This window comes from Aliivibrio wodanis (assembly GCF_052920805.1).
This window is the reverse complement of the sequence record NZ_JBREXA010000002.1, coordinates 1678884-1705660: the sequence shown is the minus strand read 5'-3', so window position 1 is coordinate 1705660 and position 26777 is coordinate 1678884. Positions and strand designations below refer to the sequence as shown.

Genomic DNA, 26777 nt, shown 5'->3' with positions numbered 1-26777 from the left:
ATTAAGAGTTAATTCACAATAAGGAATAGCTAAGTTTGCGTCAAGAAAAAACAGCGCTCAAATGAGCGCTGTTTCAGAAAATGTTGAGTTGACTATTTGACTACTGTTCGTATTCCTCTTCTAGATCAACTTCTGGCTCTTCAATTACAGGTGCTTGGGCATGTGTTGCACGACGAGCTTCGCCTTTATGTTGCAGTTTATCTAGTTGGCGTTCTAGTTTTTGATACATTTCTCTAATTGCACCAAATAGGTCTTCTTGTTCTGCTGATGCTGCAACTTTACCACCAGCGATAGTCGCCTGTGCTTCTACCTTGTGTTTACCATTTGCGCGTTTCGTAACGCTAGCGTGACGTCCAATAATGTCTAGATTTCTTTTTTCTTCTAGTTTTTTAAATTTCCCTTCAATACGTTCACGGATGCCTGGAGTGATGTCGATGTTGTTACCAGTGATTTCTACTTTCATATGATTTTCCTCTCTCTTGCCCCGTTTGGCATGTATTCAGATTACGGATTCAGCAGTAAAATAAAGTGATCTACATCACTATTCTTAATAGTGTTCGTAATTAGATATGTTGATGTGATCTCAAACAAACCCTGAGAATTTTTTTTGAAAAAAAACTTGATGAATTGGGTAAAATAGGTAGATTGGAAGGATTGATTACTGAAAACATTCGTTTTTAGGGACTAAGTTCAACTTGCTGTTTTCAATGGCTATTTTTTAATCTCCCATGTTTTGTGAGTTTGAACATCCTTTATATAAATCTCAGATATAAAAAAGCCGTGCCTTAATGATAAGGTGAAGTGACCCCGTTAAGTTGGACATTTTAGTTAAGCGGCTTGTAAGGCCTGGTTTCGATATTCTATCGGAGTCAGGCCTTTTAGTTTTACCTTAATCCGCTTCGTATTGTAATACTCGATATATTCTTCGATCTTTTCTATTAACTCATCTGCATCCTTGAAGATGTATCCATGATACATTTCAGTTTTAAGTAAACCAAAGAAATTTTCAGCTACTGCATTATCTAAGCAGTTTCCTTTTCTAGACATACTTTGTTGAAGCCTATGCTTTACAAGTTCCTGTTGATAAGTCTTATGTCGATATTGCCAACCTTGATCACTGTGTAAAATTGGCTTCGAGCCCTTACTTAGTTTGCCTATTGCTTCTTTAAGCATATCCGTGACTAGCGGTAAACGTGCATTCTTTGTCACTTTATAAGCGATAACTTCTTGATTGAATAAATCAACCACTGGCGATAGGTAAACTTTTTGTCCGTTAACTTTAAATTCTGTTACATCGGTTACCCATTTCTCATCTGGTTTCGTAGCACTAAAATCCCTTTCAAGTACATTTGGGACTGATTTACCCACCTCTCCTCGATAAGAACGATATTTTTTGGGTCTTACTATAGATTTTAGGTTTAGTTGCGCCATCAGCCTTTGTACTGTTTTATGATTCAGCTCTACACCTTTTCTTCGCATAGCTAAATGGATCCGTCGATAGCCATAACGTCCTTTATGTTCATGGTAGATAGACTCAATCATCTCTAACTCATGCTCATAAGTATCAGGCCTTCTACTTATTTGAGCCTGATAATAGAAGACACTTTTTGCCAAACTGGTGATACGAAGTAAATATTTTAAAGGGTAATTAGCTTTGAGAGCTAAAACAATTAACGCTTTTTCTTTGTTTGTTGGCGTTTTTTCTGTTTCAGCTCTTCGAACTTTTTTAGAACAGCATTCTCTGTTCGTAAATAACTTAACTCTTCTCTTAGCTCTTCAATGGTCATTTCGTCATCTGATTTTTGTGTAGTATTGGATAATAATTTCATTGAAGGCCTTCCTATATTACTATTCTTGAGTCCCTTAAACCCCGCTTCATTATATGTTTTAAGCCAGACTGATAGCGTGCCAGGGGAGGATAAGTTTAATACTGCACTAGTGTGAGTGAGAGACCAACTGTTAGTCCACATTAATTTCAATGCTTGTAATTTTGTTTTGGCATTATCGGCATGTGTAGTTGGTAAAAATGAGTTTTTACCATGGATAGAAAATACTTGAGTCCAATATCGTATCTGACGAGCAGATATCGAATATTCTTTAGATAATTGAATTGATGTACGACTAACTAAGCACTGCTTAGCAATAATTAGTTTTAGCTCACGACTATATTTGGACATAAAAAAGACCCTCAGTAATTGGTTGTCCAATTATTGGGGGTCAGTTCAAGGCACGGCTTTTTGCTTTTCGGCATATATTCTATTGAGGATTCAATGCAATAAGCTCTTCTGTTCGAGCGATAGCATCTTCTAATTTTAATTCTTTATATGCAGCTAGCATGATTGTTAATGATTTTCTGGCAGCTTCTGTATCAGGGTAAGTTCGTTGTAGATCTTGGCTACGGTTGATCGCGGAAATCCATGCTTCTCGACGTAGATAAAAATCCGCAGTAGCTAATTCATATTCAGCTAAACGATTTTTTAATGAAAATAGGCGAGTTTGAGCATCTTCAGCATAAAGGCTATCAGGATAACGATCGAGTAAGCGTTTAAAATCTTTAAATGCAGCACGTGCTGGTTCTGGGTCTCGATCCGAGCGATCTACTCGAAATAAATCGTGCATAAAGCTACGGTCTTGAGCCATATGCGTTAATCCACGCATATACAGTACCCAGTCAGCTTTTGGGTGTACGGGGTTTAGGCGGTTAAAACGTTCAATGGTTGCTAAACCTAAAGCTAAGTCATCACTTTTGTAATATACATAGATAAGATCAAGTTGGACTTGTTCGGAATAGGCTCCGAAAGGATAACGAGAATCTAATGCTTCAAGACGTTCTATCGCACTTGTCCAATTACCAGCCTGTAAAGATACTTGAGCTTGAGAATATAATTCTGATGGTGGGATATCAGGGATAACATCATCACTGCTTGAGCAACCAACCAGCAAAGATACGGCTAATAATGAAGAAAGAGTTAAGCGTTTCATGCTTGAAAATGATCCTTGACTAAAAAAACTGAAGTTATCCATTACGAAATGCCTCGTTAACAGATACAATGGTAGATAGTTTATTTCACTTACAGTGTTGATGATACCAAATATGATATATTTGTTTGGTATTAGTACCACTAAATTTAAAAAAGTTCGGTATGGCACAACAAATAGAGTTAACAAGCACAGTAAAAGATAGCCAATTGGGTCAACGCTTGGATCAAGCAGCGGCTGAATTATTTTCGGATTTTTCTCGTTCACGCATTAAAGAATGGCTATTGGCGGGTAAAATCACCGTTAATGGTGAAGTGATCACCAAAGCTCGTTTAAAAATGATGGGTGGTGAAGAGATTATCGTTAAAGCGGAATTAGAAGATGAAGAGCGTTGGTTAGCCCAAGATATCCCTCTTGATATCGTTTATGAAGATGATGATTTATTAGTTATTAATAAACCTCGTGGCTTCGTGGTGCATCCTGGTGCAGGAACACCGGACGGTACAGTATTAAACGCCTTATTATTCCATTACCCAAGCATTGCTGAAGTACCTCGTGCAGGTATTGTCCACCGTTTGGATAAAGATACTACGGGTCTAATGGTCGTTGCGAAAACAGTACCGGCTCAAACTCGTTTAGTTCGAGCGCTTCAAAAACGTAAGATCACTCGTGAATATGAAGCGATAGTATTAGGGCGTATGACGGCTGGCGGAATGATTGAAAAACCAATCGGCCGTCACCCACAAAAACGTACGCTAATGGCAGTACATGAATTAGGTAAAGATGCTGTAACGCATTACCGTGTAGCTGAGCATTTCCGTATTCATACTCGTTTACGTTTACGTCTTGAAACTGGTCGTACTCACCAAATTCGTGTGCACATGTCTTATCTTCAACATCCATTAGTGGGTGATACCGCTTATGGTGGCCGTGCCCGTATCCCTAAAGGGGCGTCACAAGAGTTGATCGATATGATACGTGGTTTTGACCGCCAAGCCCTGCACGCTGCGATGCTACGCTTTGATCATCCAGTGACTGGCGAAGTAATGGAATTCCATGCGCCAATTCCTGATGATATTATTGCTCTAGCCCAAGCATTACGTGACGATGAACGTCTGTTGCATGAGGATGAGTATTAAATGTCACAGCTGTTACCAACATGGTCTGCGCCTAAAAATATTAACGTAGTTAGTACGACTCGTTTAGGTGGTGTTTCTAAAGCACCATTTTCGAGTTTAAATTTAGGTGATCATGTTGGTGACAACCATAATGATGTTGTGCTCAATCGTGAAAAACTGATTACGTTGGCGCAGTTACCCACTGAACCAACGTGGTTAAATCAGATCCATTCAACTAAAGTAGTCACTCTTCCTTACATAGATCCAATTAATCCGCCTTCTGTCGATGCCGCTTATACGAATAAAGCAAATCAGGTTTGTTGTGTAATGACTGCTGATTGTTTACCTGTTGTTATTTGTAATAGGGAAGGAACCGAAGTTGCTGCCGTTCATGCTGGATGGCGTGGTCTTCTTGATGGTATTTTAGAAAATACAGTTAAGCATTTTTCTTCCAGTGATCTTATTGCATGGTGTGGACCTGCTATTGGTCCTACGGTATTTGAAGTCGGTGATGACGTTAAGCAACAGTTTTGTGAGAAAGACCCCCAAGCAGAAAAAGCGTTTATTCCAACAGGCCATTCTGGCAAATACTTCGCTGATTTAGATTTACTTGCAACCCAACGTTTAAATTGTGTTGGGGTTAATGATGTTTTTTATTCCAATCTTTGTACTTATTCAAATACAGACCAATTTTTTTCATATAGAAAAGAAGGAAAAACAGGTCGGCAAGCAACTTTAATTTGGTTTGAATAATCTTCTTTATATTCCCTTCTATTAGTTGATTTTTACCGCAATACACCCCATTTAATGAGTAACAGTACATTAGTTACTTTTCTTCTGTAGGAGAGGGTTATGCGTTTAGACCGATTTACCAGTAAATTTCAAGTTGCCATTTCAGATGCTCAATCGCTAGCATTAGGTCAAGATCATCAATACATAGAACCAACACATCTTATGGTAGCTTTATTGAATCAAGATGGTAGTACTATCAGACCATTACTGACATTACTCAATATTGACGTAACCCAACTTCGTTCTAAATTATCAGAGATTTTAGATAAAGCACCTAAAGTTATGGGTATTGGTGGTGACGTACAATTGTCATCTAATATGGGTGTTATTTTTAATTTATGTGACAAAATTGCGCAAAAGCGTAAAGATGCCTACATATCTTCTGAAATATTCATGCTAGCAGCTATCGAAGATAAAGGTCCACTAGGGCACTTATTCAGAGAGTTTGGACTGACAGAAGCTAAAATTTCAAAATCCATTGATGAAATCCGTGGTGGCGAGAAAGTTAATGATCAAAATGCAGAAGAAAAACGTCAAGCATTAGAGAAGTTTACTGTAGATCTAACCGAGCGTGCAGAGCAAGGAAAGTTGGATCCAGTTATTGGACGTGACGATGAAATTCGCAGAACAATTCAAGTTCTTCAAAGACGAACTAAAAATAACCCTGTTATTATTGGTCAACCAGGTGTCGGTAAAACGGCAATTGTAGAAGGGCTAGCTCAACGAATCATTAACGGTGAAGTGCCTGAAGGTTTAAAGCATAAAAGAGTACTGTCTTTAGATATAGGTTCATTGGTTGCGGGTGCTAAGTTTCGTGGTGAGTTTGAAGAGCGTTTAAAAGCTGTTTTAAATGAATTAGCAAAAGAAGAAGGTAACGTCATTCTCTTTATTGACGAAGTTCATACAATGGTCGGCGCTGGTAAAGGTGAAGGATCAATGGATGCTGGAAATATGCTTAAACCGGCATTAGCTCGTGGTGATTTGCATTGTGTTGGTGCTACGACACTGGATGAATACCGTCAATACATAGAAAAAGATCCTGCATTAGAGAGACGCTTTCAAAAAGTCATTGTTGATGAGCCAACGGTAGAAGATACGATTGCAATATTACGTGGTTTAAAAGAACGTTACGAAATCCACCATCATGTTGAAATTACTGATCCTGCAATTGTAGCAGCAGCAACGTTGTCTCATCGTTATATATCTGACAGGCAATTACCAGATAAGGCTATTGATTTGATCGATGAAGCGGCATCGAGTATTCGAATGGAAATCGATTCTAAGCCTGAATCACTTGATAAGCTTGAGCGTAAAATAATTCAATTAAAAATAGAGCAGCAAGCCTTAGTTAAAGAGAGTGATGATGCTAGCTTAAAGCGTTTAGATTCTCTCAATCTTGAATTAAGAGAAAAAGAGCGTGATTATTCTGAGCTGGAAGAAGTTTGGAAGGCAGAAAAAGCAGCGCTTTCAGGAACTCAACATATAAAAACAGAATTAGATACAGCAAGAAGTAATATGGATATTGCTAGACGTGCTGGTGATTTAAGTCGTATGTCAGAATTGCAATATGGGCGTATTCCAGAATTAGAAAAACAATTGGATCTTGCAGCTCAAGCTGAAATGCAAGAGATGAGTTTATTAAAGAATAAAGTAACCGACAGTGAAATCGCTGAAGTACTGTCTCGTCAAACCGGTATTCCTGTCAATAAAATGCTAGAAGGTGAAAGGGATAAGCTATTAAAGATGGAAGAAGAGCTTCACCACCGAGTTATAGGACAAGCAGAAGCGGTTGAAGCGGTATCGAATGCCATTCGACGTAGTAGAGCTGGGCTTTCTGATCCTAACCGTCCAATTGGTTCTTTTTTATTTTTGGGGCCAACAGGTGTTGGTAAAACGGAATTATGCAAATCTTTAGCAAACTTTATGTTTGATAGTGAAGATGCGATGGTTCGAATTGATATGTCTGAGTTTATGGAGAAACATTCAGTCGCTAGATTAGTTGGTGCTCCTCCCGGTTATGTTGGTTATGAAGAGGGAGGCTATTTAACCGAAGCGGTTAGACGTAAGCCTTATTCTGTTTTATTACTTGATGAAGTAGAAAAAGCGCATCCAGATGTATTTAATATTTTATTACAGGTTTTAGATGACGGACGATTAACTGATGGACAAGGTCGTACCGTTGATTTCAAAAATACCGTTATTATCATGACGTCGAATTTAGGCTCTGACAAAATCCAGCAACATTTTGGTGATTTGGATTATGAAGGTATTAAAGCATTAGTAATGGAAGTGGTTGGTCAACATTTTAGACCAGAGTTTTTAAACCGAGTCGATGAAACTGTTGTTTTCCACCCGTTAGGCCAAGAGAACATTAAGAATATTGCTTCTATTCAGTTACAACGTTTAGAGAAACGGTTAAATGAAAAAGACTATCAATTAGAAATATCTAATGAAGCTCTAGATTTAATTGCAGAAGCAGGGTTTGATCCTGTTTATGGTGCAAGACCATTAAAACGAGCGATTCAGACTTATATAGAGAACCCTTTAGCTCAAGATATTTTAAGTGGTAAATTAAGAACAGGTGAAGTGATTAAGTTAAAGGTAAAAGATAATCAGCTTATTGCCACTCAAAATGATGACTTTTGATGTTAAAAAGCACTAGTTGAGTTAATTTTAACCACTCAAACAGATTTTAGGTGTTTTTACTAAAAAACCAGTTGCATGAAATAAAAGACTCTCTATAATGCCGCCTCACTGACACGGAGCTGATGAGTTAAATCAGAGCCAAGTATTCAGTGAGGTTTTTTTATTTATATTAGTATATTAAGTGCTTGACACTAATAATTAAGTAAGTATTATGACCATCCGCTTCAAGAGAAAGCCGAAAGGCTTTTAAATTTGAAGTTTGCTCTTTAAAAATTTGAAACCTATTAATCTGTGTGGGCACTTGTGAGTTGATAATCACTAGTTTGCTTTTACTTTTCGAAGTGAATTCAAACAAAAATAATCAATGAACTGAGTGACTACACAAAATTACTTTTATGTAAGAAATCAGTATTAATCATTGAGTCGGTTTTGTTTCTGCTGAAACAAACCAAAAAACTTTAATTGAAGAGTTTGATCATGGCTCAGATTGAACGCTGGCGGCAGGCCTAACACATGCAAGTCGAGCGGTAACAGAAATTAGCTTGCTAATTTGCTGACGAGCGGCGGACGGGTGAGTAATGCCTGGGAATATGCCTTAGTGTGGGGGATAACTATTGGAAACGATAGCTAATACCGCATAATGTCTTCGGACCAAAGAGGGGGATCTTCGGACCTCTCGCGCTAAGATTAGCCCAGGTGAGATTAGCTTGTTGGTGAGGTAAGAGCTCACCAAGGCGACGATCTCTAGCTGGTCTGAGAGGATGATCAGCCACACTGGAACTGAGACACGGTCCAGACTCCTACGGGAGGCAGCAGTGGGGAATATTGCACAATGGGCGAAAGCCTGATGCAGCCATGCCGCGTGTATGAAGAAGGCCTTCGGGTTGTAAAGTACTTTCAGTCGTGAGGAAGGGTGTGTAGTTAATAGCTGCATATCTTGACGTTAGCGACAGAAGAAGCACCGGCTAACTCCGTGCCAGCAGCCGCGGTAATACGGAGGGTGCGAGCGTTAATCGGAATTACTGGGCGTAAAGCGCATGCAGGTGGTTTGTTAAGTCAGATGTGAAAGCCCGGGGCTCAACCTCGGAACCGCATTTGAAACTGGCAAACTAGAGTGCTGTAGAGGGGGGTAGAATTTCAGGTGTAGCGGTGAAATGCGTAGAGATCTGAAGGAATACCAGTGGCGAAGGCGGCCCCCTGGACAGACACTGACACTCAGATGCGAAAGCGTGGGGAGCAAACAGGATTAGATACCCTGGTAGTCCACGCCGTAAACGATGTCTACTTGGAGGTTGTGGCCTTGAGCCGTGGCTTTCGGAGCTAACGCGTTAAGTAGACCGCCTGGGGAGTACGGTCGCAAGATTAAAACTCAAATGAATTGACGGGGGCCCGCACAAGCGGTGGAGCATGTGGTTTAATTCGATGCAACGCGAAGAACCTTACCTACTCTTGACATCCAGAGAATTCGCTAGAGATAGCTTAGTGCCTTCGGGAACTCTGAGACAGGTGCTGCATGGCTGTCGTCAGCTCGTGTTGTGAAATGTTGGGTTAAGTCCCGCAACGAGCGCAACCCTTATCCTTGTTTGCCAGCACGTAATGGTGGGAACTCCAGGGAGACTGCCGGTGATAAACCGGAGGAAGGTGGGGACGACGTCAAGTCATCATGGCCCTTACGAGTAGGGCTACACACGTGCTACAATGGCGCATACAGAGGGCTGCAAGCTAGCGATAGTGAGCGAATCCCAAAAAGTGCGTCGTAGTCCGGATCGGAGTCTGCAACTCGACTCCGTGAAGTCGGAATCGCTAGTAATCGTGAATCAGAATGTCACGGTGAATACGTTCCCGGGCCTTGTACACACCGCCCGTCACACCATGGGAGTGGGCTGCAAAAGAAGTGGGTAGTTTAACCTTCGGGAGGACGCTCACCACTTTGTGGTTCATGACTGGGGTGAAGTCGTAACAAGGTAGCCCTAGGGGAACCTGGGGCTGGATCACCTCCTTAAACGATAGATTACGATTTATGAGTGTTCACACAGATTAATAAGGTTTTAATTTAGAGTATCTTAGTGTCCCGTTCGTCTAGAGGCCTAGGACACCGCCCTTTCACGGCGGTAACAGGGGTTCGACTCCCCTACGGGATACCATCTTTAAACGTTCTTTTAGGCGATGCCTTTAAGAGTCTTTAAAAATGGTTACACGCATTAGCGTGAAATCGCTCTTTAACAATTTGGAAAGCTGACTGATTTAGCTTAATTTATTTTTACTTTTTAAAAAGTAAAACAAAACAGCTCAGGCTGTAATTAAGTTAAATCAAAATTTAAAAGTTCTTAATATCTTTTGTTTATCTTAGATAAACAAATTAAAAACACATTCAAGTGTTCTTGTATTTTGAATCCGGCGAAAAACCAGAACTCGCAATGACGAGTTCAACCTTGGTTGTTTATGCCATACGAAACCTCTTGGGGTTGTATGGTTAAGTGACTAAGCGTACACGGTGGATGCCTTGGCAGTCAGAGGCGATGAAAGACGTATTAACTTGCGATAAGCCCAGATTAGGTAGTAAAAACCTTTTGAGTCTGGGATTTCTGAATGGGGAAACCCACTAGCATAAGCTAGTATCGCTGCGTGAATACATAGCGCAGCGAGGCAAACCGGGAGAACTGAAACATCTAAGTACCCCGAGGAAGAGAAATCAACCGAGATCCCGAAAGTAGCGGCGAGCGAAATTGGGTTAGCCCTTAAGCTTTTAATGAGACAGGTGAAGCCTCTGGAAAGTGGCGCGATACAAGGTGATAGCCCTGTAACCGACATCTCATCATCAGTGAAAACGAGTAAGGCGGGACACGTGATATCCTGTCTGAATATGGGGGGACCATCCTCCAAGGCTAAATACTACTGACTGACCGATAGTGAACCAGTACCGTGAGGGAAAGGCGAAAAGAACCCCTGTGAGGGGAGTGAAATAGAACCTGAAACCGTGTACGTACAAGCAGTAGGAGCATACTTGTTATGTGACTGCGTACCTTTTGTATAATGGGTCAGCGACTTATATTCAGTGGCAAGGTTAACCGTTTAGGGGAGCCGTAGGGAAACCGAGTCTTAACTGGGCGTTCAGTCTCTGGATATAGACCCGAAACCAAGTGATCTAGCCATGGGCAGGTTGAAGATTGAGTAACATCAATTGGAGGACCGAACCGACTAATGTTGAAAAATTAGCGGATGACTTGTGGCTAGGGGTGAAAGGCCAATCAAACTTGGAGATAGCTGGTTCTCCCCGAAATCTATTTAGGTAGAGCCTCGGACGAATACTACTGGGGGTAGAGCACTGTTAAGGCTAGGGGGTCATCCCGACTTACCAACCCTTTGCAAACTCCGAATACCAGTAAGTACTATCCGGGAGACACACGGCGGGTGCTAACGTCCGTCGTGGAGAGGGAAACAACCCAGACCGCCAGCTAAGGTCCCAAAGTTATAGCTAAGTGGGAAACGATGTGGGAAGGCTCAGACAGCCAGGATGTTGGCTTAGAAGCAGCCATCATTTAAAGAAAGCGTAATAGCTCACTGGTCGAGTCGGCCTGCGCGGAAGATGTAACGGGGCTAAGCTATACACCGAAGCTGCGGCAGTGCCAATTTATTGTGCTGGGTAGGGGAGCGTTCTGTAAGCCGTCGAAGGTGTGCTGTAAGGCATGCTGGAGGTATCAGAAGTGCGAATGCTGACATGAGTAACGATAAAGGGGGTGAAAAACCCCCTCGCCGGAAGACCAAGGGTTCCTGTCCAACGTTAATCGGGGCAGGGTAAGTCGACCCCTAAGGCGAGGCTGAAAAGCGTAGTCGATGGGAAACGGGTTAATATTCCCGTACTTCTTATAATTGCGATGGGGGGACGGAGAAGGCTAGGTGGGCTTGGCGACGGTCGTCCAAGTTCAAGTGCGTAGGCTAAGAGTTTAGGTAAATCCGGACTCTTGTTAGGCTGAGACACGATGTCGAGCATCTACGGATGTGAAGCCATTGATGCCATGCTTCCAGGAAAAGCCTCTAAGCTTCAGATTATAAGGAATCGTACCCCAAACCGACACAGGTGGTCGAGTAGAGAATACTAAGGCGCTTGAGAGAACTCGGGTGAAGGAACTAGGCAAAATGGTACCGTAACTTCGGGAGAAGGTACGCTCCTAGCGGTGATGAGACTTGCTCTCTAAGCTGCCGGGAGTCGCAGATACCAGGTGGCTGCAACTGTTTATTAAAAACATAGCACTGTGCTAAATCGTAAGATGACGTATACGGTGTGACGCCTGCCCGGTGCTTGAAGGTTAATTGATGGGGTTAGACTTCGGTCGAAGCTCTTGATCGAAGCCCAAGTAAACGGCGGCCGTAACTATAACGGTCCTAAGGTAGCGAAATTCCTTGTCGGGTAAGTTCCGACCTGCACGAATGGCGTAATGATGGCCACGCTGTCTCCACCCGAGACTCAGTGAAATTGAAATCGCTGTGAAGATGCAGTGTACCCGCGGCTCGACGGAAAGACCCCGTGAACCTTTACTACAGCTTGGCACTGAACATTGACCCTACATGTGTAGGATAGGTGGGAGCCTTTGAAACCAGTACGCTAGTATTGGTGGAGGCAATCTTGAAATACCACCCTTGTATGCTTGATGTTCTAACGTTGGCCCCTTATCGGGGTTGCGGACAGTGCCTGGTGGGTAGTTTGACTGGGGCGGTCTCCTCCCAAAGAGTAACGGAGGAGCACGAAGGTGGGCTAAACACGGTTGGACATCGTGTGGTTAGTGCAATGGCATAAGCCCGCTTGACTGCGAGAATGACAATTCGAGCAGGTACGAAAGTAGGTCATAGTGATCCGGTGGTTCTGAATGGAAGGGCCATCGCTCAACGGATAAAAGGTACTCCGGGGATAACAGGCTGATACCGCCCAAGAGTTCATATCGACGGCGGTGTTTGGCACCTCGATGTCGGCTCATCACATCCTGGGGCTGAAGTCGGTCCCAAGGGTATGGCTGTTCGCCATTTAAAGTGGTACGCGAGCTGGGTTTAGAACGTCGTGAGACAGTTCGGTCCCTATCTGCCGTGGGCGTTGGATGATTGAAAGGGGCTGCTCCTAGTACGAGAGGACCGGAGTGGACGAACCTCTGGTGTTCGGGTTGTTACGCCAGTAGCATTGCCCGGTAGCTAAGTTCGGGATCGATAAACGCTGAAAGCATCTAAGCGTGAAGCGAGCCTTGAGATGAGTCATCCCTGATACTATACGTATCCTAAAGGGTTGTTGGAGACTACGACGTAGATAGGCAGGGTGTGTAAGTGCTGCGAGGCATTGAGCTAACCTGTACTAATTGCCCGTGAGGCTTAACCATACAACACCCAAGGGGTTTTGAACGGATTTAAAGTGACAAGAAACAGATTGAATGTGATTAAGAACACAATAGCGGCTTTCCAGATTATTATTTATCTCTTAGTGAGGTAGATAGAAAGAATTTGCTTGGCGACCATAGCGTTATGGACCCACCTGATCCCATGCCGAACTCAGAAGTGAAACGTAATAGCGCCGATGGTAGTGTGGGGTTTCCCCATGTGAGAGTAGGACATCGCCAGGCTTTAAATTAGTTTTTATCTTTTTAAAGATAAAAACAGAATAAAACATAATATGTTTTATTTAAGTAATAGCATTATGCTGAATAGACACTGCGGAGTGGTAGTTCAGTTGGTTAGAATACCGGCCTGTCACGCCGGGGGTCGCGGGTTCGAGTCCCGTCCACTCCGCCACTTATTTATAGACAGAGTTAAGTCTTTAAAATAACTACAGGGGTGTAGCTCCAACTGGCAGAGCAGCGGATTCCAAATCCGCGTGTTGGGAGTTCGAATCTCTCCACCCCTGCCATATTAAAAAAGGCTCGTATCGAAAGATATGGGCCTTTTTGCTATTTGTAATTTGAGAAAAGAGCCACGGATTCCCCCCACCATAAGAACGCGCGTGTTGGGAGTTCGAATCTCTCCACCCTTGCCATATTAAAAAAGGCTCGTATCGAAAGATATGGGCCTTTTTGCTATTTGTAATTTGAGAAAAGAGCCACGGATTCCCCTCCACCATAAGAACGCGCGTGTTGGGAGTTCGGATGTCTTCAGCTCTACCATCTTAAATAAGGCCTATATCGAAAGGTTAAAAATACTACCAACAGTTAGTTTCTGCTCCTGATCCAACCCCTGCAGCATTAAGTGATAATGTCCCACATGAGTCATTGTTTTGCCCCAAATTCGCCTGAGGTGTTGCGATTAAAGTATAAATATCCATACCTGAATCAGTAAGTCGGTAAGATAAATGGTATCTGTCATTATCAATATTACAAACATGTTCTAACAAACAAGCCCCATTATTTTTATTGATAACTAGTTCTAATAAAGCTTTGTATCTGGCTTTTGATGTTAATTCGGTTCTTTCTGAATATAAGCTTTCAATATGAAGTTGAGTTTTTGTTATTGCTTCAATAGCTTCAGCTCTATGGCTTTTTAAGATATTAGCAGTATAGCTTGGATAAGCTATAGCACTTAATACTGAAATAATAGAAAGTGCTATTAATATTTCGACTAATGTCACACCGTTTTGAGGCTTGTATGTATTCAGTATATTATTTTTTTGAATCATTTCGATAACTTACTTGAAATAGGATATATCTATTTTTAGTCAGTGTTACTCTTTATAGCAAGATGAAAATTTCATATTGAAATGTTGCAAAGGAAATTGCGAAATGCCTCGCGGGTTTACTCTATTTGAATTAGTTTTAACTACAGCTGTAATATCTATTTTGTTAATGGCAGCAGCTCCTAACTTTTCACGTCTGATAGAACAACAAGAAATAAAACGACTAAGTGGAGAGGTCGAAGGTTTTTTTATTCAGGCTAAATCAGAATCAGTATTACAAAATAAGTCATTAAAAGTATTTTATATTGTAGAATCTAATGATTGGATTATATCTTTAAATCCAGAGGGTAGTACTATTGGGAGTATCGCTGATATAAAGCTATCTTCTCTTAGCTACATACAGTCACAGGATTATCCGAATTTATTTATTTCATCTAGTGTTTTATCTCTTACTTTTAATCCAGTACGTGCAACTCCACATATGCCTGCGAGTTTTTTAATTTATAAAAATACAAATAAAAAATTAAAATTATCAATTCATAACATTACAGGAAGAATTACTGTATGTGGTGAAGGAGGAGTATATTATGATTTTAAATCATGCTAGAAAAAAGCAAATTGGTACATCTCTTATTGAATTATTAATAGCATCAACTATTGGGTTAATTACATTAATGTTAGTTGGAAATATTTATATAAAAGGTCAACAACTGTATGCAGATAGAAGTAAAAACTTATTATTAATTCAAGAGTTCAATGACGCACTACGTTTCGTTAAGGAAGAAACTCAGAGAGCTGGTTTTAGTGGAGATAATATTTATTCAGCTATGTTATCAGGAGCAACTGATGTTATTCATATTTCAGGTTCGCAGATTAGTTATGTTTATCAAAGTGACCTGTCTCCAGTTAAATGGCGTAGTGTTAGTATTAAGCATGAGTTAGAGGCTTTAAAAATATGCACGGAATCAAATTTACCAACGATACCTAATATTAATTCCTGTACACGTTTTTATTCTTTATTGGATGAGAATATTATAAAAATAACAGATTTTACTATTAATCAAACACTACTTGGAAATTCCGTTAGCTCTGCTTATTTATCATTATCAGCGACGGCAAATTTAGTAGATACGACGCATGAATTATCTTCAACGATAAAAATTAAGCAGAGGAACTGGAAATGATAAATAAGCAAAGAGGAGCTATCACGCTTCTTGTTTCTAGTGTGATTTTAGTCGTAACGTTAATCTTTTCTTTAGGAAGTTACAAAAGTATTTTTTATCAGATAAAAAGAGCTCAGAATGAAATTGAAGCAAGAAAAGGGCACTGGGCTGCGGAAGGGGGAGTTGAGTGTGCTTTTACAAAGGCCTCGACGACAGGAATTGTACCTAGCATCCCTATTCTAGAGTGTGCATCTTTAGGGCTAGGTAACTTAGATATTAATCGAGGAGTTAACTATCAAATCATCGCCGAAAAATCTAATCAGGTGATTAAGAAAACATTTAGTTTAGGTGGTGGTGGTAATTCAGGTGCTATGAAATCAGCTGCCGATATATATTTTTATGCAAGTACAACATTTTCTACTCCAGATCCAGGTAGCCTAGCAACCGATGGCTGGGAGTGTGTGGCGCTACGGTATAAAAATAGATTTGAATCTGCAGCTTCTCCAGTTAACCAAGGAGTTATTCATGGAGAGAAGCCATTTATAGCATTTGATAATAAAGGTTATGACTGCGTGACTTATCCTACGGATCCACATAATAGTCATATGACGAATGGTATAGGAAAAGATTTTGTAAGAGATGAGACGGTAAATCCATTTGAAAATTTATTTGGGGTGAAAAAAGAAGATCATAATACCATTCGTGATAATGGCATTTTCCAAATTGTTGATATGAAGAATCAGAATAAAAGTCAGTGTGGAAGCAAGATCACTAATGTTATAAACTCAGGGACACGACATATTTGGGTTGAGGGAAGCTGTGAGATTACCTCATCTGATTACGCAGATCTTGCTAATGCATCAAATTTGACGGATGGTGTATTTATATTAGTTCATGATGGTGTACTGTCATTAATGGGTTCTCCTTCTGGTAGCTCTCCAATTAAAGGTCTGCTATTTCATTTTAATACTGAATTTTTTTTAGAGGCTGAGCTATCAAGTTGGCAAGGGATGGAAGCCTACACTTATCTCTCTCATGTACCAAGTATATTTCCAAATGATTACTTGTTAGCCTCTTCTTATTACCAACATGGTGCATTCACTTTAAGTGGTGGACAAATTTTTGATTCTGTTGGTCAATCAGCACTGTTTTATAATTCTGTAAACTTTAAATATAATAAAGATGTTATTGATTCTGTGTTTGAAGGGTTAATTAAACCTCGGTGGGTAAAAGGATCTTGGCATGATTTCTAAACAAAAAGGATTTAGTTTATTAGAAGTTTTAATTTCATTTATTTTGTTAATTACTGGTGTTATTGGCTTGATTAAATTACAAGTGTTTATGGATAAAAAAGCAGAATATGCAGCATCAAGTATTCAAGCTTTATATGCAGCAGAGTCGAAATTAGAGTACTTCAGAACCCGCTCTATTGACGGAGGAAATGGAACCATTCAGTTTGATACAATTCAAACACAAACTGCGCCAGAATTGGTTAATTCTTATAAAGTTACTTGGATTGTTATAGATAGCTTGCCTGCCGTTATTTCAGGAGCAAGTACCAACACGTTAAAAGAAGTGAAAGTTAAAGCCGAATGGAGTGACCGATGGGGTGAAACCCAAGCAGTAACCTTACAAACAATGATATCAAGGTACAGTGAATTTAATTAGGCTCAGACATTCGTATCTGAACCTAATTTATAACTTATTAGCTAATAAAAGGTATGATTCCACCTGTAACAATAAAGAAACTCACTAACCCAACAATTGGAAGTTTAACTACCTTCAACAGTGCAAAGCCAACAATAACGAGTGCCATATCTAAACCAGAACCTACAGCGCTGGTAAATACAGGGTCATATAATGCCGCGATAAGTAAGCCGACTACAGATGCATTAATCCCTGTAATTGCACCGGCTAATGCTGATTTTTGAGCTAGAACTTGCCAATGACTAAATACACCAAGTACTAATAAAAATCCCGGTAAGAAAATAGCTACCGTTGCAATTAAAGCACCAAGAACAGGTTGATCACTCCATAGTTCGTAGCCTAAGAAAGTAGCAAAGGTAAACATTGGGCCGGGAACGGCTTGTGCAGCAGCATAGCCAGTTAAAAAACTATCAGTGCTAGTTTGGTCGCCAACAATATTTTGTAGTAATGGAAGTACTACGTGACCGCCGCCAAAGACTAAACTACCTGCTTGGAAAAAATCAGAAAAAAGCACAAGCAAAGGTGAATGATTAACAATAGCCGGTAAAGCAAAGAAACAAAGACCAAAGATAACTAGCGGTATCCAATTAATACCTTTAGATTCTTTCTTAACGTCAGTTGATTGGTCTGATTTTAGATAAATTCGTCCAACGATAGCGGCAATTAATAAGGCAATTAATTGAGTGCTTATTGAAGGAAGTATTAATAATAAGCTTGCTGTCATAATACATAAAAGTACGGTGATTTTGCCCTTACAAAAACTTTTATACATTCCCATAATTGCATCAGCAACGACAACAACTGCTAATAATTTTAATCCATGAATAATGCCTTCAAAGATGTCATTGCCAAAGAATGAATGGCTTATGTTTGCTAATAAGACCATGATAAGAATGGAAGGTAATGTGAAACCAATTGATGCGAGTAGAGCACCAAAGAGTCCCTTTCTGTGATAACCCAAAGCAAAACCCACTTGGCTTGAACCTGGTCCTGGTAAGAACTGACTTAAGGCGATCAGTTGAGCGTATTCCTCTTCACTTATCCAACCACGCTTTTGAACAAACTCATTTCTGAAATAGCCAATATGAGCAGCAGGCCCACCGAAGCTAACCCAACCTAAAAGAAAAAATCGTTTAAATATTTCAAACATAATGTACTCAGCTTTTTGATGTGTCATCCAAATTTGGATATTCAGTTTTGATGGAAGTAAGATTACGAGTTACTATCCAATTATTCAAATCGATTAAATTGCTACTAACTATGAATGAAATTAATTGGAAGGCGGTGGATCTTAATTTATTGGTCGTGTTTAGTGCATTAATGGAAACAAAAAGTGTTTCATTAGCGGCGAATAAATTATTTGTAGGACAGTCAGCGATGAGCCATAGCCTTGGTCGCCTACGTGAATTATTAAATGATCCTTTGTTTGAACGACAAGGGCATAAAATGATCCCTACAGCTAAAGCTAATCAGCTGTATCCAATGATCACTCAGGTATTACAGACAATCTCAGGAGATATTTTAAAAGTAGATACGTTTGAAGCGAGTGAGTTTACTGGTACGTTTAAAATAGGAATGACAGATTACGCAGAGCTTCTTTTTGCCGCTGATATTTTTGATGCTATTCATCAGTTAGCACCAAATGCACAGTTATGTTTTACCACAGTAGATAAAGCCAATTATCAAGATAGATTTGATTCAGAGCCACTTGATTTAGTGATTGGTAGTATGAAGCCAGAGCAAAAAGAGTTTCAATATCAAACGTTATATACAGAAAAACACGTATGTATGTGGGATGGCATGAGGCATCAATTTAAAGCACCAATTAGTCTAGCTGATTACATTTCTTTGCCCCATGCGCTAGTGAGTCCTGATGGCGCATTAAAAACAGGGGTAGATAAAGAGTTAAAAGGATTAGGTGTTCACCGTTCAGTTAGTGTCGCTTCTAAACATTTTTTAACCATTAGGCACTTAATGAAAAAAAGAGATTTGATTTGTGTTGTGCCAGAGTTGATGGCTCAGCTCGATCTTTTTTCTGAAAAACTAGTTCATTCAGAGCCGCCAATTAATGTTGGTGAGTTTGATATTCAATTAATTTGGCAAACGAGAAATAAAGAAAATAAACGCTATCAATGGCTCAAAGAGTTACTCATTCAAACCATTGAAAAAAGCGTTAATACTTATAGAACGTAATGTTCGATTATTATTTGGATTTAATATCTATCGCCCAAAAGCATCTTTAATTTTTTCATCTGTTCTATATTGGCTTAGAGCATAAACAGACCAAATAGCAGCAGGGATCCAACCGATTAATGTTATTTGTAAGATAAGACAAATAATGCCGCTAAATGGACGACCTATAGTAAAAAACTGTAACCAAGGCAGTAATAAAGCAAGTAATAGTCTCATTGAGTTTCCTATATAAATAAAAAATGGCCAGCAACTATTTAGTTACTGGCCATAATATTATCTTGGTCTTCATGAATGGAGCATGAATATACTCAAATCATGCAACGAAAAATTAGTTATTGCTGTGTAATTCGCTGTTTAGTTCAACTGCTGATTTATTAGTTAAACATTCGATTTGACCAGTGATAGAGTTGCGACGGAACAGAAGATCTGTTTTGCCAGCAAGATCACGAGCTTTCGCGACTTCAACTTCTTTACCTTGGTTATCTAGCATGCTTACTTTTGTGCCAGCAGTAACGTATAAGCCAGATTCAATCGTACAGCGATCACCCATAGGGAAACCAAGACCAGCATTAGCGCCAAGTAGACAGTTCTCACCAATAGAGATAACCATTTTGCCGCCACCAGAAAGTGTACCCATGATAGAAGCACCACCGCCGATATCAGAGCCATTCCCAACAACAACACCCGCAGAGATACGACCTTCAACCATGCTCACGCCAGTAGTACCAGCGTTAAAGTTGATGAAGCCTTCATGCATAACTGTAGTGCCTTCACCTACATGTGCGCCTAAACGAACACGTGAGGTATCAGCAATACGGATACCAGTAGGAACAACGTAATCCACCATTTTAGGGAATTTATCAACACAATCTACAGTCAGAGTTTCGCCTGCTAGACGAGCTTCGATTTGACGTTCTGCAAGCTCAGGAAGGTCGATAGGACCTTGGTTCGTCCAAGCAATATTGTGAAGAAGGCCAAAGATGCCGTCTAGTACTGTGCCGTGTGGCTTAACTAAACGGTTAGAGATAAGTTGAAGCTTTAAGAAACCTTCTGCAACAGATTGAGATTGCTCATCAGTTGCTAGAACAACAAGAACAAGAGGTTGCTTAGATTGAACTGCTTTTTCTGCAAACGCAGCGTTAGCAACATCACCGTTTGCTGCAAATGCGTTAGCAAGTTCAGTGCAAACTTCAGAAGAAATTTCGATAGCTTGGTTGCCTTCAGCATAACCACTTGCTTGAGCAATAGCAGCAACTAAAGACTCCGAAGGGTTCAATACTGGGTGTGGGAAAAATGCTTCAATGATTTTATTGTCGCGGTTTTTTGTCGCTGTACCAAAGGCAAGAGCAAAATGAGCCATGTAATAATTCTCCATTTCCATATAAATATTAGTATTTAAAAATAAATCTTACTTCACATCATAAAGAGAGTTGCTGTGATATAGAAGGGCGAAAGTAAGAAATATTTAGTAAGAAGAGAGAAAAAGTGTAAGAAAAAGGAAACATTGATTAGGAGTTAAAAAGTAAAATAGCAGCGTATTAGGCTGCTATTAGTCTTTAAAGTATATTTATCATCAGAATTAAGCGGCGTCAGATTCTTCGTCTTTTACTGCTTCAATCTTTGCTTTTTTAGGTGCTGGTTTACGTTTCGCACCTAAAGCAACTAAGACATCTTCTTTGTGCTTAGCTAGATAAAGAGACAACTCTTCTTGTTTCCCTTCATCTTCAATTAAATTACTTTCATTTAGCAGAGTAAAAAGCTCATCTGCAACATCCAGCATTTTGTCATAAGCATCGGCTTCAGTCTTAGAGGTAAAAGTCATCTTCTCTTCTCCGTTGCGCTCAACTACATATTTGACGATAACAGCCATGGTCGTCTCTCCTATTAAATTAACTGGTGTTTTATACAGTAAATGAGGTTTTTTGTCCACTTAGAGCCAGTAAAATTGGAGCTAGTTAACTCTCTTCACAATAGGTGAGAAACTGTTTTAGTAATGGCGTTTGGTACTTTTCTTTATGAAGTAGTAACCAATATTGGCGAGTTAATGATTCCTCATAAGATAGTTTTATTAATCGACCATCATTTATCGCATTTTGAGCAGCAAGTTGAGATAAACACGCTAACCCCATATTTTGTGAACAACAATTAATTATCGCCTCAGTGGTATGAAGTTGTAATGATTCATGCCAATCGCTCAAATTAGATGCGATATGATTAATAAAATATTCTCGACTACCAGAGCCTTCTTCTCGTAATAACCAAGTGGAATGCTCTAAATCATCTAGACTAACCTGATTCTTAGTTGCCAACGGATGAGAAGGGGCGCACACTAAATACATATCGTCAGATTGCCATTCAATCATATTTAATTTTGGGTGATGTGCTTTACCTTCAACTAAGCCTATATCTAATTGAAATTCCAATAATCTATTTATAATTTGTGCAGTATTAGAAATAAACAGTTGTTGGATATCGCAAGGGTGCTGTTGTTGAAATTTATTAAGTAATACCGGTGCTATATGATTGCCTATCGTATCACTGGCACCAATATTTAATGAACCAGTTAGTTGGCTGTCTACAGTAAATTGATGTTCAATAGCTTCTGCTCGTTCTAGTAATTCGTCAGCTAAAGGAAGAAGTTGACGGCCTTCACTATTTAGCACTAAACGATTATTTACGCGATCAAATATTTTGTAACCCAAATTTTTTTCAAGTTCAGATAATGAAAGACTAACCGCTGGCTTTGTAATAAAAAGTCTTTCAGCCGCTTTTGTCATTGTTTTTTCTTGAGCGATTGCCGTAAATACATTGAGCTGTTTTAGTGAAATTCTCATGACAGGAAGTCCTAAATTACAATCGTTAAGTTTATTTTAACGTAGTATTTATTTTATTCAAATTTTATTAATGAAAAGTAAGCGGTAAAATAGCTTCATCGTTAAATAGTAAAGAGAACAATGTCATGCTTAATTACACAAAACAAAAAGTAGCAGGTGCACCAACGCCAATGGCAGGGTTAGCTCTTGGGATTGCCAGTTTAGGTTGGTGCTGGGAGAACGCATTGCCGCTTAATGGTTATGCGCAATGGATCTCAGCAGCAATAGCTTCTGTACTATTATTTGTATTAGCGATTAAATTTTTATTTCATCCATCGGTATTATGGAGTGAACTTGCTCACCCTGTTGTCGGCAGTGTAGCTCCAACATTTGCGATGGGCACAATGGTTGTATCAAGCAGTCTTGGGCATTTTTATCCAGCGGCTGGTGATGCTTTATGGCTTGCTGCAATTGCACTTCATCTTATTTTCTTAATCTCTTTTATTTATCATCGAGCAAAAGATTTTGAACTACACCACATGGTACCTAGTTGGTTTGTCCCACCAGTAGGTTTAGTGGTCGCTGATGTGTCTTTTTCGGGTAACCCTGCATTAGCACCAGTAGCGCATTGGATATTAATGTTTGGATTAATCATTTATGCCATCATGCTACCAATTATGATTTATCGTTTAATGTTTTGTAATGAAGTACCAGACGCTGCAAAACCAACGATTGCAATTATGGCTGCACCAGCAAGCTTATCTTTAGCAGGCTATTTAACTGTAACAGCATCTCCATCACCAGTGATTATTGCACTTTTGTTTGGTATTGCCGTATTAATGACAAGCGTAATTTATATGGCTTTCTTTAAATTAATGAGACTTCCATTTAGTCCAGGCTATGCAGCATTTACTTTCCCAATGGTGATTGGTGCGACAGCATTATTTAAAACGGCGAACTGGATGTTATCTCAAGGTGTAGTCGCAGATTATGTTTACCAAGTAAGAACATTAGCGGTTGTTGAATTAGTTGTTGCTACTTGTGTGGTGAGTTATGTCGCAGCGCATTATCTAGCACACTATCGCCCAATAACACGTATGGCTAATCGTTTAGCAAACCCTAAACACGCACACTAAATTCGTAATCTTTTTCTCTTAAAACACATCCAGTTACGTTAAGCTATAGAGACTTTCATTTCTTTATAAGCGAGCTGGGTGTGTTTACTGTTTATCATTCAAATCAACTTGATGTTCTTAAATCTCTTGTCGTTGAATTAATTCGTCTAAACCCTCTAGATAACCCATTTGAGCAAGAGCAAATTCTGGTTCAAAGCCCGGGTATGTCGCAATGGCTTAAAATCGAACTCGCCAAAGAGTTAGGCATTGCCGCTAACCTTACTTTTCCACTTCCTGCTACTTTTATTTGGGACTTGTTTACTCAGGTTCTGGATGACGTGCCAAAGCGCAGTGCTTTTAATAAAGAAGCCATGACGTGGAAGATCGTGACATTATTACCAGAGTTATTAAAACAAGATGAATTTGCGCCACTGCAACGCTATTTAGAAAATGATGACAAACAACTGAAGTGCTACCAACTCGCTGCAAAAATTGCCGATATCTTTGACCAATATTTAGTATTCCGCCCAGAATGGGTCCAAAAATGGGAAGCCGGTGAAGAGGTTACTGAATTAGAAGGCGAACATCCTTGGCAGCCTATTTTATGGCAAGCGCTGTATGATCAAACCCTAGCGCTGGGTCATTCTCCTTATCATCGTGCCAATATGTTCGAGCACTTTATTGAAACCTTAGAAAATTATTTGCAAACGGGAACCTTGCCAAAAGGCATGCCTAAGCGTTTATTTGTGGTGGGTATTACTTCATTACCTCCTCGTTATTTAGATGCGCTAGCGGCTCTTGGGCAACACATTGATGTGCATTTAATGTTTACCAATCCTTGTCGTTATTACTGGGGTGAAATTCGAGACAGAAAGTACCTCGCTCGTTTAGAGGCGCGTAATCGTCTGCAAGTAAAATGGTTAGATGATCACAGTGAGCAAATCGGTGATACGGAGCAATTAAAAGGATCGCTTGATGCAAATTTTGAAGATGAGCTGCACACTTCAGAAGTAGGTAATTCACTGCTTGCATCATGGGGGAAATTAGGTCGAGATAATCTTTGTCTATTATCAGAAATGGAAGCACAAGAAATTGATGCTTTTGTTGGTGTAAATAATGACAACCTCTTACATTCTATCCAATCTGATATTTTAAATTTAGAAGAACGCAGTCGTGATGATGTGCTTGATAACAGTGAACACAAGCAACCAATCAGCGCTGATGATCGTTCGATTCTTTTACATTCATGTCATAGCCCAATGCGTGAAGTAGAAGTTTTACACGATCAATTATTGGATATGTTCGCAAATGATCCAGAATTAAAACCTCGCGATATTATTGTGATGGTGGCAGATATCAATGTGTACAGTGCGGCGATCCAAGCCGTCTTTGGTAACGCAGCATTCGATCGCTACATTCCTTTTGCTATTTCCGATCAAAGTGCTGAGCAAGAAAATCCAGTGTTATTGGCCTTCATGAACTTAATGGCGTTACCTGAGAATCGTTGTGGTTTATCAGAGCTATTAAGTTTGTTGGAAGTTCCTGCGGTCATGTCACGTTTTAAATTTAATGCCGAGCAGTTTGAAATAGTAAAACGATGGGCAGAAGAAACCGGTATTCGCTGGGGATTGGATAACAGCACCTCTGCGCATTTTGATCTTCCTGAACATAATCAAAATTCATGGTTATTTGGTATTCAGAGAATGTTGCTTGGTTATGCGATGGAGCAAGACGCGGGTTTATTTGAAGGCATGGCGAGCTACGAACAAGTGCAAGGCATGAATGCCGAAATAGCAGGTAACTTAGCGCACTTTATTGATCAGCTTTTGACTTATCAGATCACCCTAGGCCAAGCGCAAACCATTAATGCATGGCGCACCATTATTAACCAACTAATGGACGATTTTTTAGATGTCGAATTAGAAGGTGAGCTGGTCGTTAAAAGCATTCGAGATCAATTGCAAAAACTGGAAGAAAATTTAGAAGATGCGGGCTTTGAAGCGCCAATTTCAGCAGCGATCATTAATAATTACCTGAAAAACAACTTATCAGGTGGCAAAGCAAGTCAGCGTTTCTTAGCAGGACAAGTAAATTTCTGTACCTTGATGCCGATGCGTTCAATTCCATTTGATGTGGTGTGTTTACTTGGGATGACAGATGGGTCTTATCCGAGAACCATGCCAGTTGAAGGTTTCGATTTAATGCAGAAACGCATGAAGCCGGGTGACCGTTCACGTCGAGATGATGATAGATATCTGTTTTTAGAAGCACTGCAATCGGCGAATAAAGCGTTTTATCTCAGCTATATAGGTCGCTCTATTCGAGATAATACAGAAAAAGCCCCTTCTGTTTTGGTGAGTGAACTGCTTGAGTATTGTCAGCAAAGTTATTGTCTAGATGGCGATAGTGAGCTGAACCCTGAAGAGTCAGCTAAACGCTTAGTTAAAAAATTAACAATAGAACATCCTTTGGTTCCTTATAGCCAACAGAGTTTTGTGGGTGATAACACCAGTTATGCCAGTGAATGGCTGCCAACCGCAAAACTCGAAGGCCAAGCCGCGCCAGAATTCCAAACTGAACCTTTAGTATTTGCACCAGAATCAAAAGAGCTTGAATTAACCGAACTACAACGCTTTTGGCGCTTACCTGTCGCCTATTTCTTTAACCGTGGTTTAAAAGTATTTTTTGAAACGGTAGAGAGTCGAGTTGAAGATGATGAACCGTTTTCTATTGATGGTCGTACTGGTTATGGAATGAAATCAGAATTGCTAGAAGAGTTATTGGCCTATGATGATCCTAACCAAGTATCTCAACTAAGTCGTGAGTTTTATCAGCAACAAAAAGCGCAAGGAAAATTACCTATTGGTAGCTTTGGTGAGATCGCGGCAGACAAAGAAGTGAACACGGTAAAAGAGTTAGTGGCTCATATTCAGCCATTAACGACATCACTATTAGAGGATCAAGAAGTGCGTTTACACTTTACTTTTCCTCATGGTGAAATGGAATTACAAGGCTGGCTAAAACAGCGTTATCAAGCGGGAATGCTGCGTTATCGTGGGGGTAAAATTCGTTCACATGAAATCTTAGCAACGTGGATTGATCATCTTTGTTTGTGTGCGATGAAGCAACAGCAATTTACTCATCTCTTTGGCACCGATGCGATTTATCATTTTGAGCCAATCGAAACAGAAAAAGCGTATCAACATTTAGAAGTTATATTAAGTCTTTATATTTCTGGTAACTGTGCACCATTGCCTTATTTACCAAAAGCGGCATTAGCTGGGCTAGAAGCACACATAGATAAAAAAGGTGTGTGGAATGACGATGAAGAAACTCATGAAAAAGCACTAAAAAAAATGGCAGATGAATACAATGGAACTCGTTACGCGGGTGAAAACAGCAATGATTATGTTATGCGTATGTGGCCCGAGTGGAATGACGAATTAGGTCAGACTATTTTTGATAACGCGAAAAACGTATTACATGATGCCTTGTTACACAGTGAGAAAGAAAAGCTGTAGTTTAAAACAAAGTAATGCTTAAGAAAAAGGTATTGAAGAAAAAGCACGGAAGAAAAGAGTAGGGTGGCCGCCAGTAAATCATTT

19 protein-coding genes, 3 tRNA genes, 3 rRNA genes and 1 pseudogene are annotated in these 26777 nt (G+C 39.9%); 16 read left to right on the top strand and 10 right to left on the bottom strand.

The features are described from left to right. Positions 1–100 precede the first annotated feature (100 nt). The 4 genes and pseudogenes from hpf to bamD all read right to left on the bottom strand — a co-directional run bounded on the left by hpf (position 101) and on the right by bamD (position 2982). Positions 101–463, bottom strand: a complete 363-nt coding sequence (gene hpf / locus ACU5DF_RS15800; RefSeq protein ID WP_045101330.1) for a ribosome hibernation-promoting factor, HPF/YfiA family — start codon at positions 461–463, stop codon at positions 101–103. Positions 464–828: 365 nt separating this feature from the next. Next, a pseudogene (locus tag ACU5DF_RS15795) lies at positions 829–1707 on the bottom strand (IS3 family transposase); the annotation flags it as partial. Beyond that, positions 1671–2177 (bottom strand): helix-turn-helix domain-containing protein, encoded by a 507-nt coding sequence (locus ACU5DF_RS15790; protein ID WP_446711479.1) that lies wholly within the window; start codon positions 2175–2177, stop codon positions 1671–1673. The gene ACU5DF_RS15790 and the pseudogene ACU5DF_RS15795, both read right to left, overlap by 37 nt. A gap of 79 nt (positions 2178–2256) precedes the next feature. Continuing rightward, entirely contained in the window at positions 2257–2982 is a 726-nt protein-coding gene (gene bamD / locus ACU5DF_RS15785; protein WP_045103263.1) for an outer membrane protein assembly factor BamD, read from the bottom strand. Between the two features lie 161 nt (positions 2983–3143). On the opposite strand from bamD, the gene rluD reads away from it, so the two are divergent. The 9 genes from rluD (at position 3144) to ACU5DF_RS15740 (ending at position 13422) form a co-directional block, all read left to right on the top strand. Then, a complete protein-coding gene (gene rluD / locus ACU5DF_RS15780; protein WP_045101331.1) occupies positions 3144–4118 on the top strand; it encodes a 23S rRNA pseudouridine(1911/1915/1917) synthase RluD in 975 nt (324 codons plus the stop codon). Beyond that, the gene (gene pgeF, locus ACU5DF_RS15775; RefSeq protein ID WP_446713517.1) at positions 4119–4850 is read left to right on the top strand and encodes a peptidoglycan editing factor PgeF; all 732 of its coding nucleotides are present in this window, start codon (positions 4119–4121) and stop codon (positions 4848–4850) included. 99 nt (positions 4851–4949) lie between these two features. Further along, on the top strand, positions 4950–7535 hold the full coding sequence (clpB, locus tag ACU5DF_RS15770; RefSeq protein ID WP_446713516.1) for an ATP-dependent chaperone ClpB: 2586 nt from the start codon (positions 4950–4952) through the stop codon (positions 7533–7535). A 459-nt stretch (positions 7536–7994) separates the two neighbouring features. Continuing rightward, positions 7995–9537, top strand: a 16S ribosomal RNA gene (locus ACU5DF_RS15765). Positions 9538–9603: 66 nt separating this feature from the next. Next, positions 9604–9679: transfer RNA gene (locus ACU5DF_RS15760), tRNA-Glu, on the top strand. A 327-nt stretch (positions 9680–10006) separates the two neighbouring features. Beyond that, positions 10007–12898: ribosomal RNA gene (locus ACU5DF_RS15755) — 23S ribosomal RNA — on the top strand. A 124-nt stretch (positions 12899–13022) separates the two neighbouring features. After that, positions 13023–13138 (top strand): 5S ribosomal RNA (gene rrf / locus ACU5DF_RS15750). The 16S, 23S and 5S rRNA genes sit together here with 3 tRNA genes alongside, the layout of an rRNA operon. 92 nt (positions 13139–13230) lie before the next feature. Continuing rightward, positions 13231–13307: transfer RNA gene (locus ACU5DF_RS15745), tRNA-Asp, on the top strand. 38 nt (positions 13308–13345) lie between these two features. Beyond that, positions 13346–13422 (top strand) — tRNA-Trp (locus ACU5DF_RS15740). Between the two features lie 288 nt (positions 13423–13710). On the opposite strand, the gene ACU5DF_RS15735 is transcribed toward ACU5DF_RS15740, so the two are convergent. Beyond that, a complete protein-coding gene (locus ACU5DF_RS15735; RefSeq protein WP_446713515.1) occupies positions 13711–14184 on the bottom strand; it encodes a type IV pilin protein in 474 nt (157 codons plus the stop codon). A gap of 103 nt (positions 14185–14287) precedes the next feature. On the opposite strand from ACU5DF_RS15735, the gene ACU5DF_RS15730 reads away from it, so the two are divergent. The 4 genes from ACU5DF_RS15730 to ACU5DF_RS15715 are packed head-to-tail and all read left to right on the top strand — an operon-like array spanning position 14288 to position 17012. Further along, the gene (locus tag ACU5DF_RS15730) at positions 14288–14788 is read left to right on the top strand and encodes a pilus assembly FimT family protein (protein WP_446713514.1); all 501 of its coding nucleotides are present in this window, start codon (positions 14288–14290) and stop codon (positions 14786–14788) included. Beyond that, the gene (locus ACU5DF_RS15725; RefSeq protein ID WP_045101337.1) at positions 14769–15365 is read left to right on the top strand and encodes a PilW family protein; all 597 of its coding nucleotides are present in this window, start codon (positions 14769–14771) and stop codon (positions 15363–15365) included. Before ACU5DF_RS15730 ends, ACU5DF_RS15725 begins: the two co-directional genes overlap by 20 nt. Next, positions 15362–16597, top strand: a complete 1236-nt coding sequence (locus ACU5DF_RS15720; RefSeq protein WP_446713513.1) for a hypothetical protein — start codon at positions 15362–15364, stop codon at positions 16595–16597. The genes ACU5DF_RS15725 and ACU5DF_RS15720 overlap by 4 nt, the downstream gene beginning before the upstream one ends. Continuing rightward, entirely contained in the window at positions 16587–17012 is a 426-nt protein-coding gene (locus ACU5DF_RS15715) for a type IV pilus modification PilV family protein (RefSeq protein WP_045101339.1), read from the top strand. Before ACU5DF_RS15720 ends, ACU5DF_RS15715 begins: the two co-directional genes overlap by 11 nt. Positions 17013–17049: 37 nt before the next feature. Here the strand turns inward: ACU5DF_RS15715 and chrA are convergent, their stop codons facing one another. Continuing rightward, positions 17050–18201: a chromate efflux transporter gene (chrA, locus tag ACU5DF_RS15710; protein ID WP_446713512.1), complete on the bottom strand. Its 1152-nt coding sequence runs from the start codon at positions 18199–18201 to the stop codon at positions 17050–17052. A gap of 50 nt (positions 18202–18251) precedes the next feature. Between chrA and ACU5DF_RS15705 the strand changes: the two genes are divergently transcribed. Continuing rightward, positions 18252–19244: a LysR family transcriptional regulator gene (locus ACU5DF_RS15705; RefSeq protein WP_446713511.1), complete on the top strand. Its 993-nt coding sequence runs from the start codon at positions 18252–18254 to the stop codon at positions 19242–19244. Positions 19245–19271: 27 nt separating this feature from the next. Here ACU5DF_RS15705 and ACU5DF_RS15700 read toward each other — a convergent pair whose 3' ends face one another. From ACU5DF_RS15700 to ACU5DF_RS15685, 4 genes are all read right to left on the bottom strand, one after another. Then, positions 19272–19460 (bottom strand): YqaE/Pmp3 family membrane protein, encoded by a 189-nt coding sequence (locus tag ACU5DF_RS15700; RefSeq protein ID WP_045101342.1) that lies wholly within the window; start codon positions 19458–19460, stop codon positions 19272–19274. A gap of 112 nt (positions 19461–19572) precedes the next feature. Beyond that, the gene (gene dapD / locus ACU5DF_RS15695) at positions 19573–20604 is read right to left on the bottom strand and encodes a 2,3,4,5-tetrahydropyridine-2,6-dicarboxylate N-succinyltransferase (RefSeq protein ID WP_446703259.1); all 1032 of its coding nucleotides are present in this window, start codon (positions 20602–20604) and stop codon (positions 19573–19575) included. A 219-nt stretch (positions 20605–20823) separates the two neighbouring features. Continuing rightward, positions 20824–21114: a YebG family protein gene (locus tag ACU5DF_RS15690; RefSeq protein ID WP_060993696.1), complete on the bottom strand. Its 291-nt coding sequence runs from the start codon at positions 21112–21114 to the stop codon at positions 20824–20826. An 85-nt stretch (positions 21115–21199) separates the two neighbouring features. Then, positions 21200–22078, bottom strand: coding sequence for a LysR substrate-binding domain-containing protein (locus ACU5DF_RS15685; RefSeq protein WP_446713510.1), 879 nt, complete (start codon positions 22076–22078; stop codon positions 21200–21202). Between the two features lie 125 nt (positions 22079–22203). Between ACU5DF_RS15685 and ACU5DF_RS15680 the strand changes: the two genes are divergently transcribed. Together ACU5DF_RS15680 and recC are read left to right on the top strand one after the other, a co-directional pair. Then, positions 22204–23193 carry a TDT family transporter gene (locus ACU5DF_RS15680; RefSeq protein WP_446713509.1) on the top strand — a complete coding sequence of 330 codons (990 nt, stop codon included), beginning with the start codon at positions 22204–22206 and terminating at the stop codon, positions 23191–23193. Between the two features lie 80 nt (positions 23194–23273). Next, a complete protein-coding gene (gene recC / locus ACU5DF_RS15675; RefSeq protein WP_446713508.1) occupies positions 23274–26693 on the top strand; it encodes an exodeoxyribonuclease V subunit gamma in 3420 nt (1139 codons plus the stop codon). The last annotated feature ends 84 nt before the right edge of the window (positions 26694–26777 follow it).

Coding starts and splice junctions, on each gene's coding strand:
- ACU5DF_RS15735 (WP_446713515.1), bottom strand. CDS start 14,184: ATGATTCAAAAAAATAATATACTGAATACATACAAGCCTCAAAACGGT.
- rluD (WP_045101331.1), top strand. CDS start 3,144: ATGGCACAACAAATAGAGTTAACAAGCACAGTAAAAGATAGCCAATTG.
- chrA (WP_446713512.1), bottom strand. CDS start 18,201: ATGTTTGAAATATTTAAACGATTTTTTCTTTTAGGTTGGGTTAGCTTC.
- ACU5DF_RS15790 (WP_446711479.1), bottom strand. CDS start 2,177: ATGTCCAAATATAGTCGTGAGCTAAAACTAATTATTGCTAAGCAGTGC.
- ACU5DF_RS15700 (WP_045101342.1), bottom strand. CDS start 19,460: ATGAGACTATTACTTGCTTTATTACTGCCTTGGTTACAGTTTTTTACT.
- bamD (WP_045103263.1), bottom strand. CDS start 2,982: ATGAAACGCTTAACTCTTTCTTCATTATTAGCCGTATCTTTGCTGGTT.
- ACU5DF_RS15720 (WP_446713513.1), top strand. CDS start 15,362: ATGATAAATAAGCAAAGAGGAGCTATCACGCTTCTTGTTTCTAGTGTG.
- ACU5DF_RS15690 (WP_060993696.1), bottom strand. CDS start 21,114: ATGGCTGTTATCGTCAAATATGTAGTTGAGCGCAACGGAGAAGAGAAG.
- clpB (WP_446713516.1), top strand. CDS start 4,950: ATGCGTTTAGACCGATTTACCAGTAAATTTCAAGTTGCCATTTCAGAT.
- ACU5DF_RS15685 (WP_446713510.1), bottom strand. CDS start 22,078: ATGAGAATTTCACTAAAACAGCTCAATGTATTTACGGCAATCGCTCAA.
- ACU5DF_RS15715 (WP_045101339.1), top strand. CDS start 16,587: ATGATTTCTAAACAAAAAGGATTTAGTTTATTAGAAGTTTTAATTTCA.
- pgeF (WP_446713517.1), top strand. CDS start 4,119: ATGTCACAGCTGTTACCAACATGGTCTGCGCCTAAAAATATTAACGTA.
- dapD (WP_446703259.1), bottom strand. CDS start 20,604: ATGGCTCATTTTGCTCTTGCCTTTGGTACAGCGACAAAAAACCGCGAC.
- ACU5DF_RS15730 (WP_446713514.1), top strand. CDS start 14,288: ATGCCTCGCGGGTTTACTCTATTTGAATTAGTTTTAACTACAGCTGTA.
- ACU5DF_RS15725 (WP_045101337.1), top strand. CDS start 14,769: ATGATTTTAAATCATGCTAGAAAAAAGCAAATTGGTACATCTCTTATT.
- ACU5DF_RS15705 (WP_446713511.1), top strand. CDS start 18,252: ATGGAAGTAAGATTACGAGTTACTATCCAATTATTCAAATCGATTAAA.
- ACU5DF_RS15680 (WP_446713509.1), top strand. CDS start 22,204: ATGCTTAATTACACAAAACAAAAAGTAGCAGGTGCACCAACGCCAATG.
- hpf (WP_045101330.1), bottom strand. CDS start 463: ATGAAAGTAGAAATCACTGGTAACAACATCGACATCACTCCAGGCATC.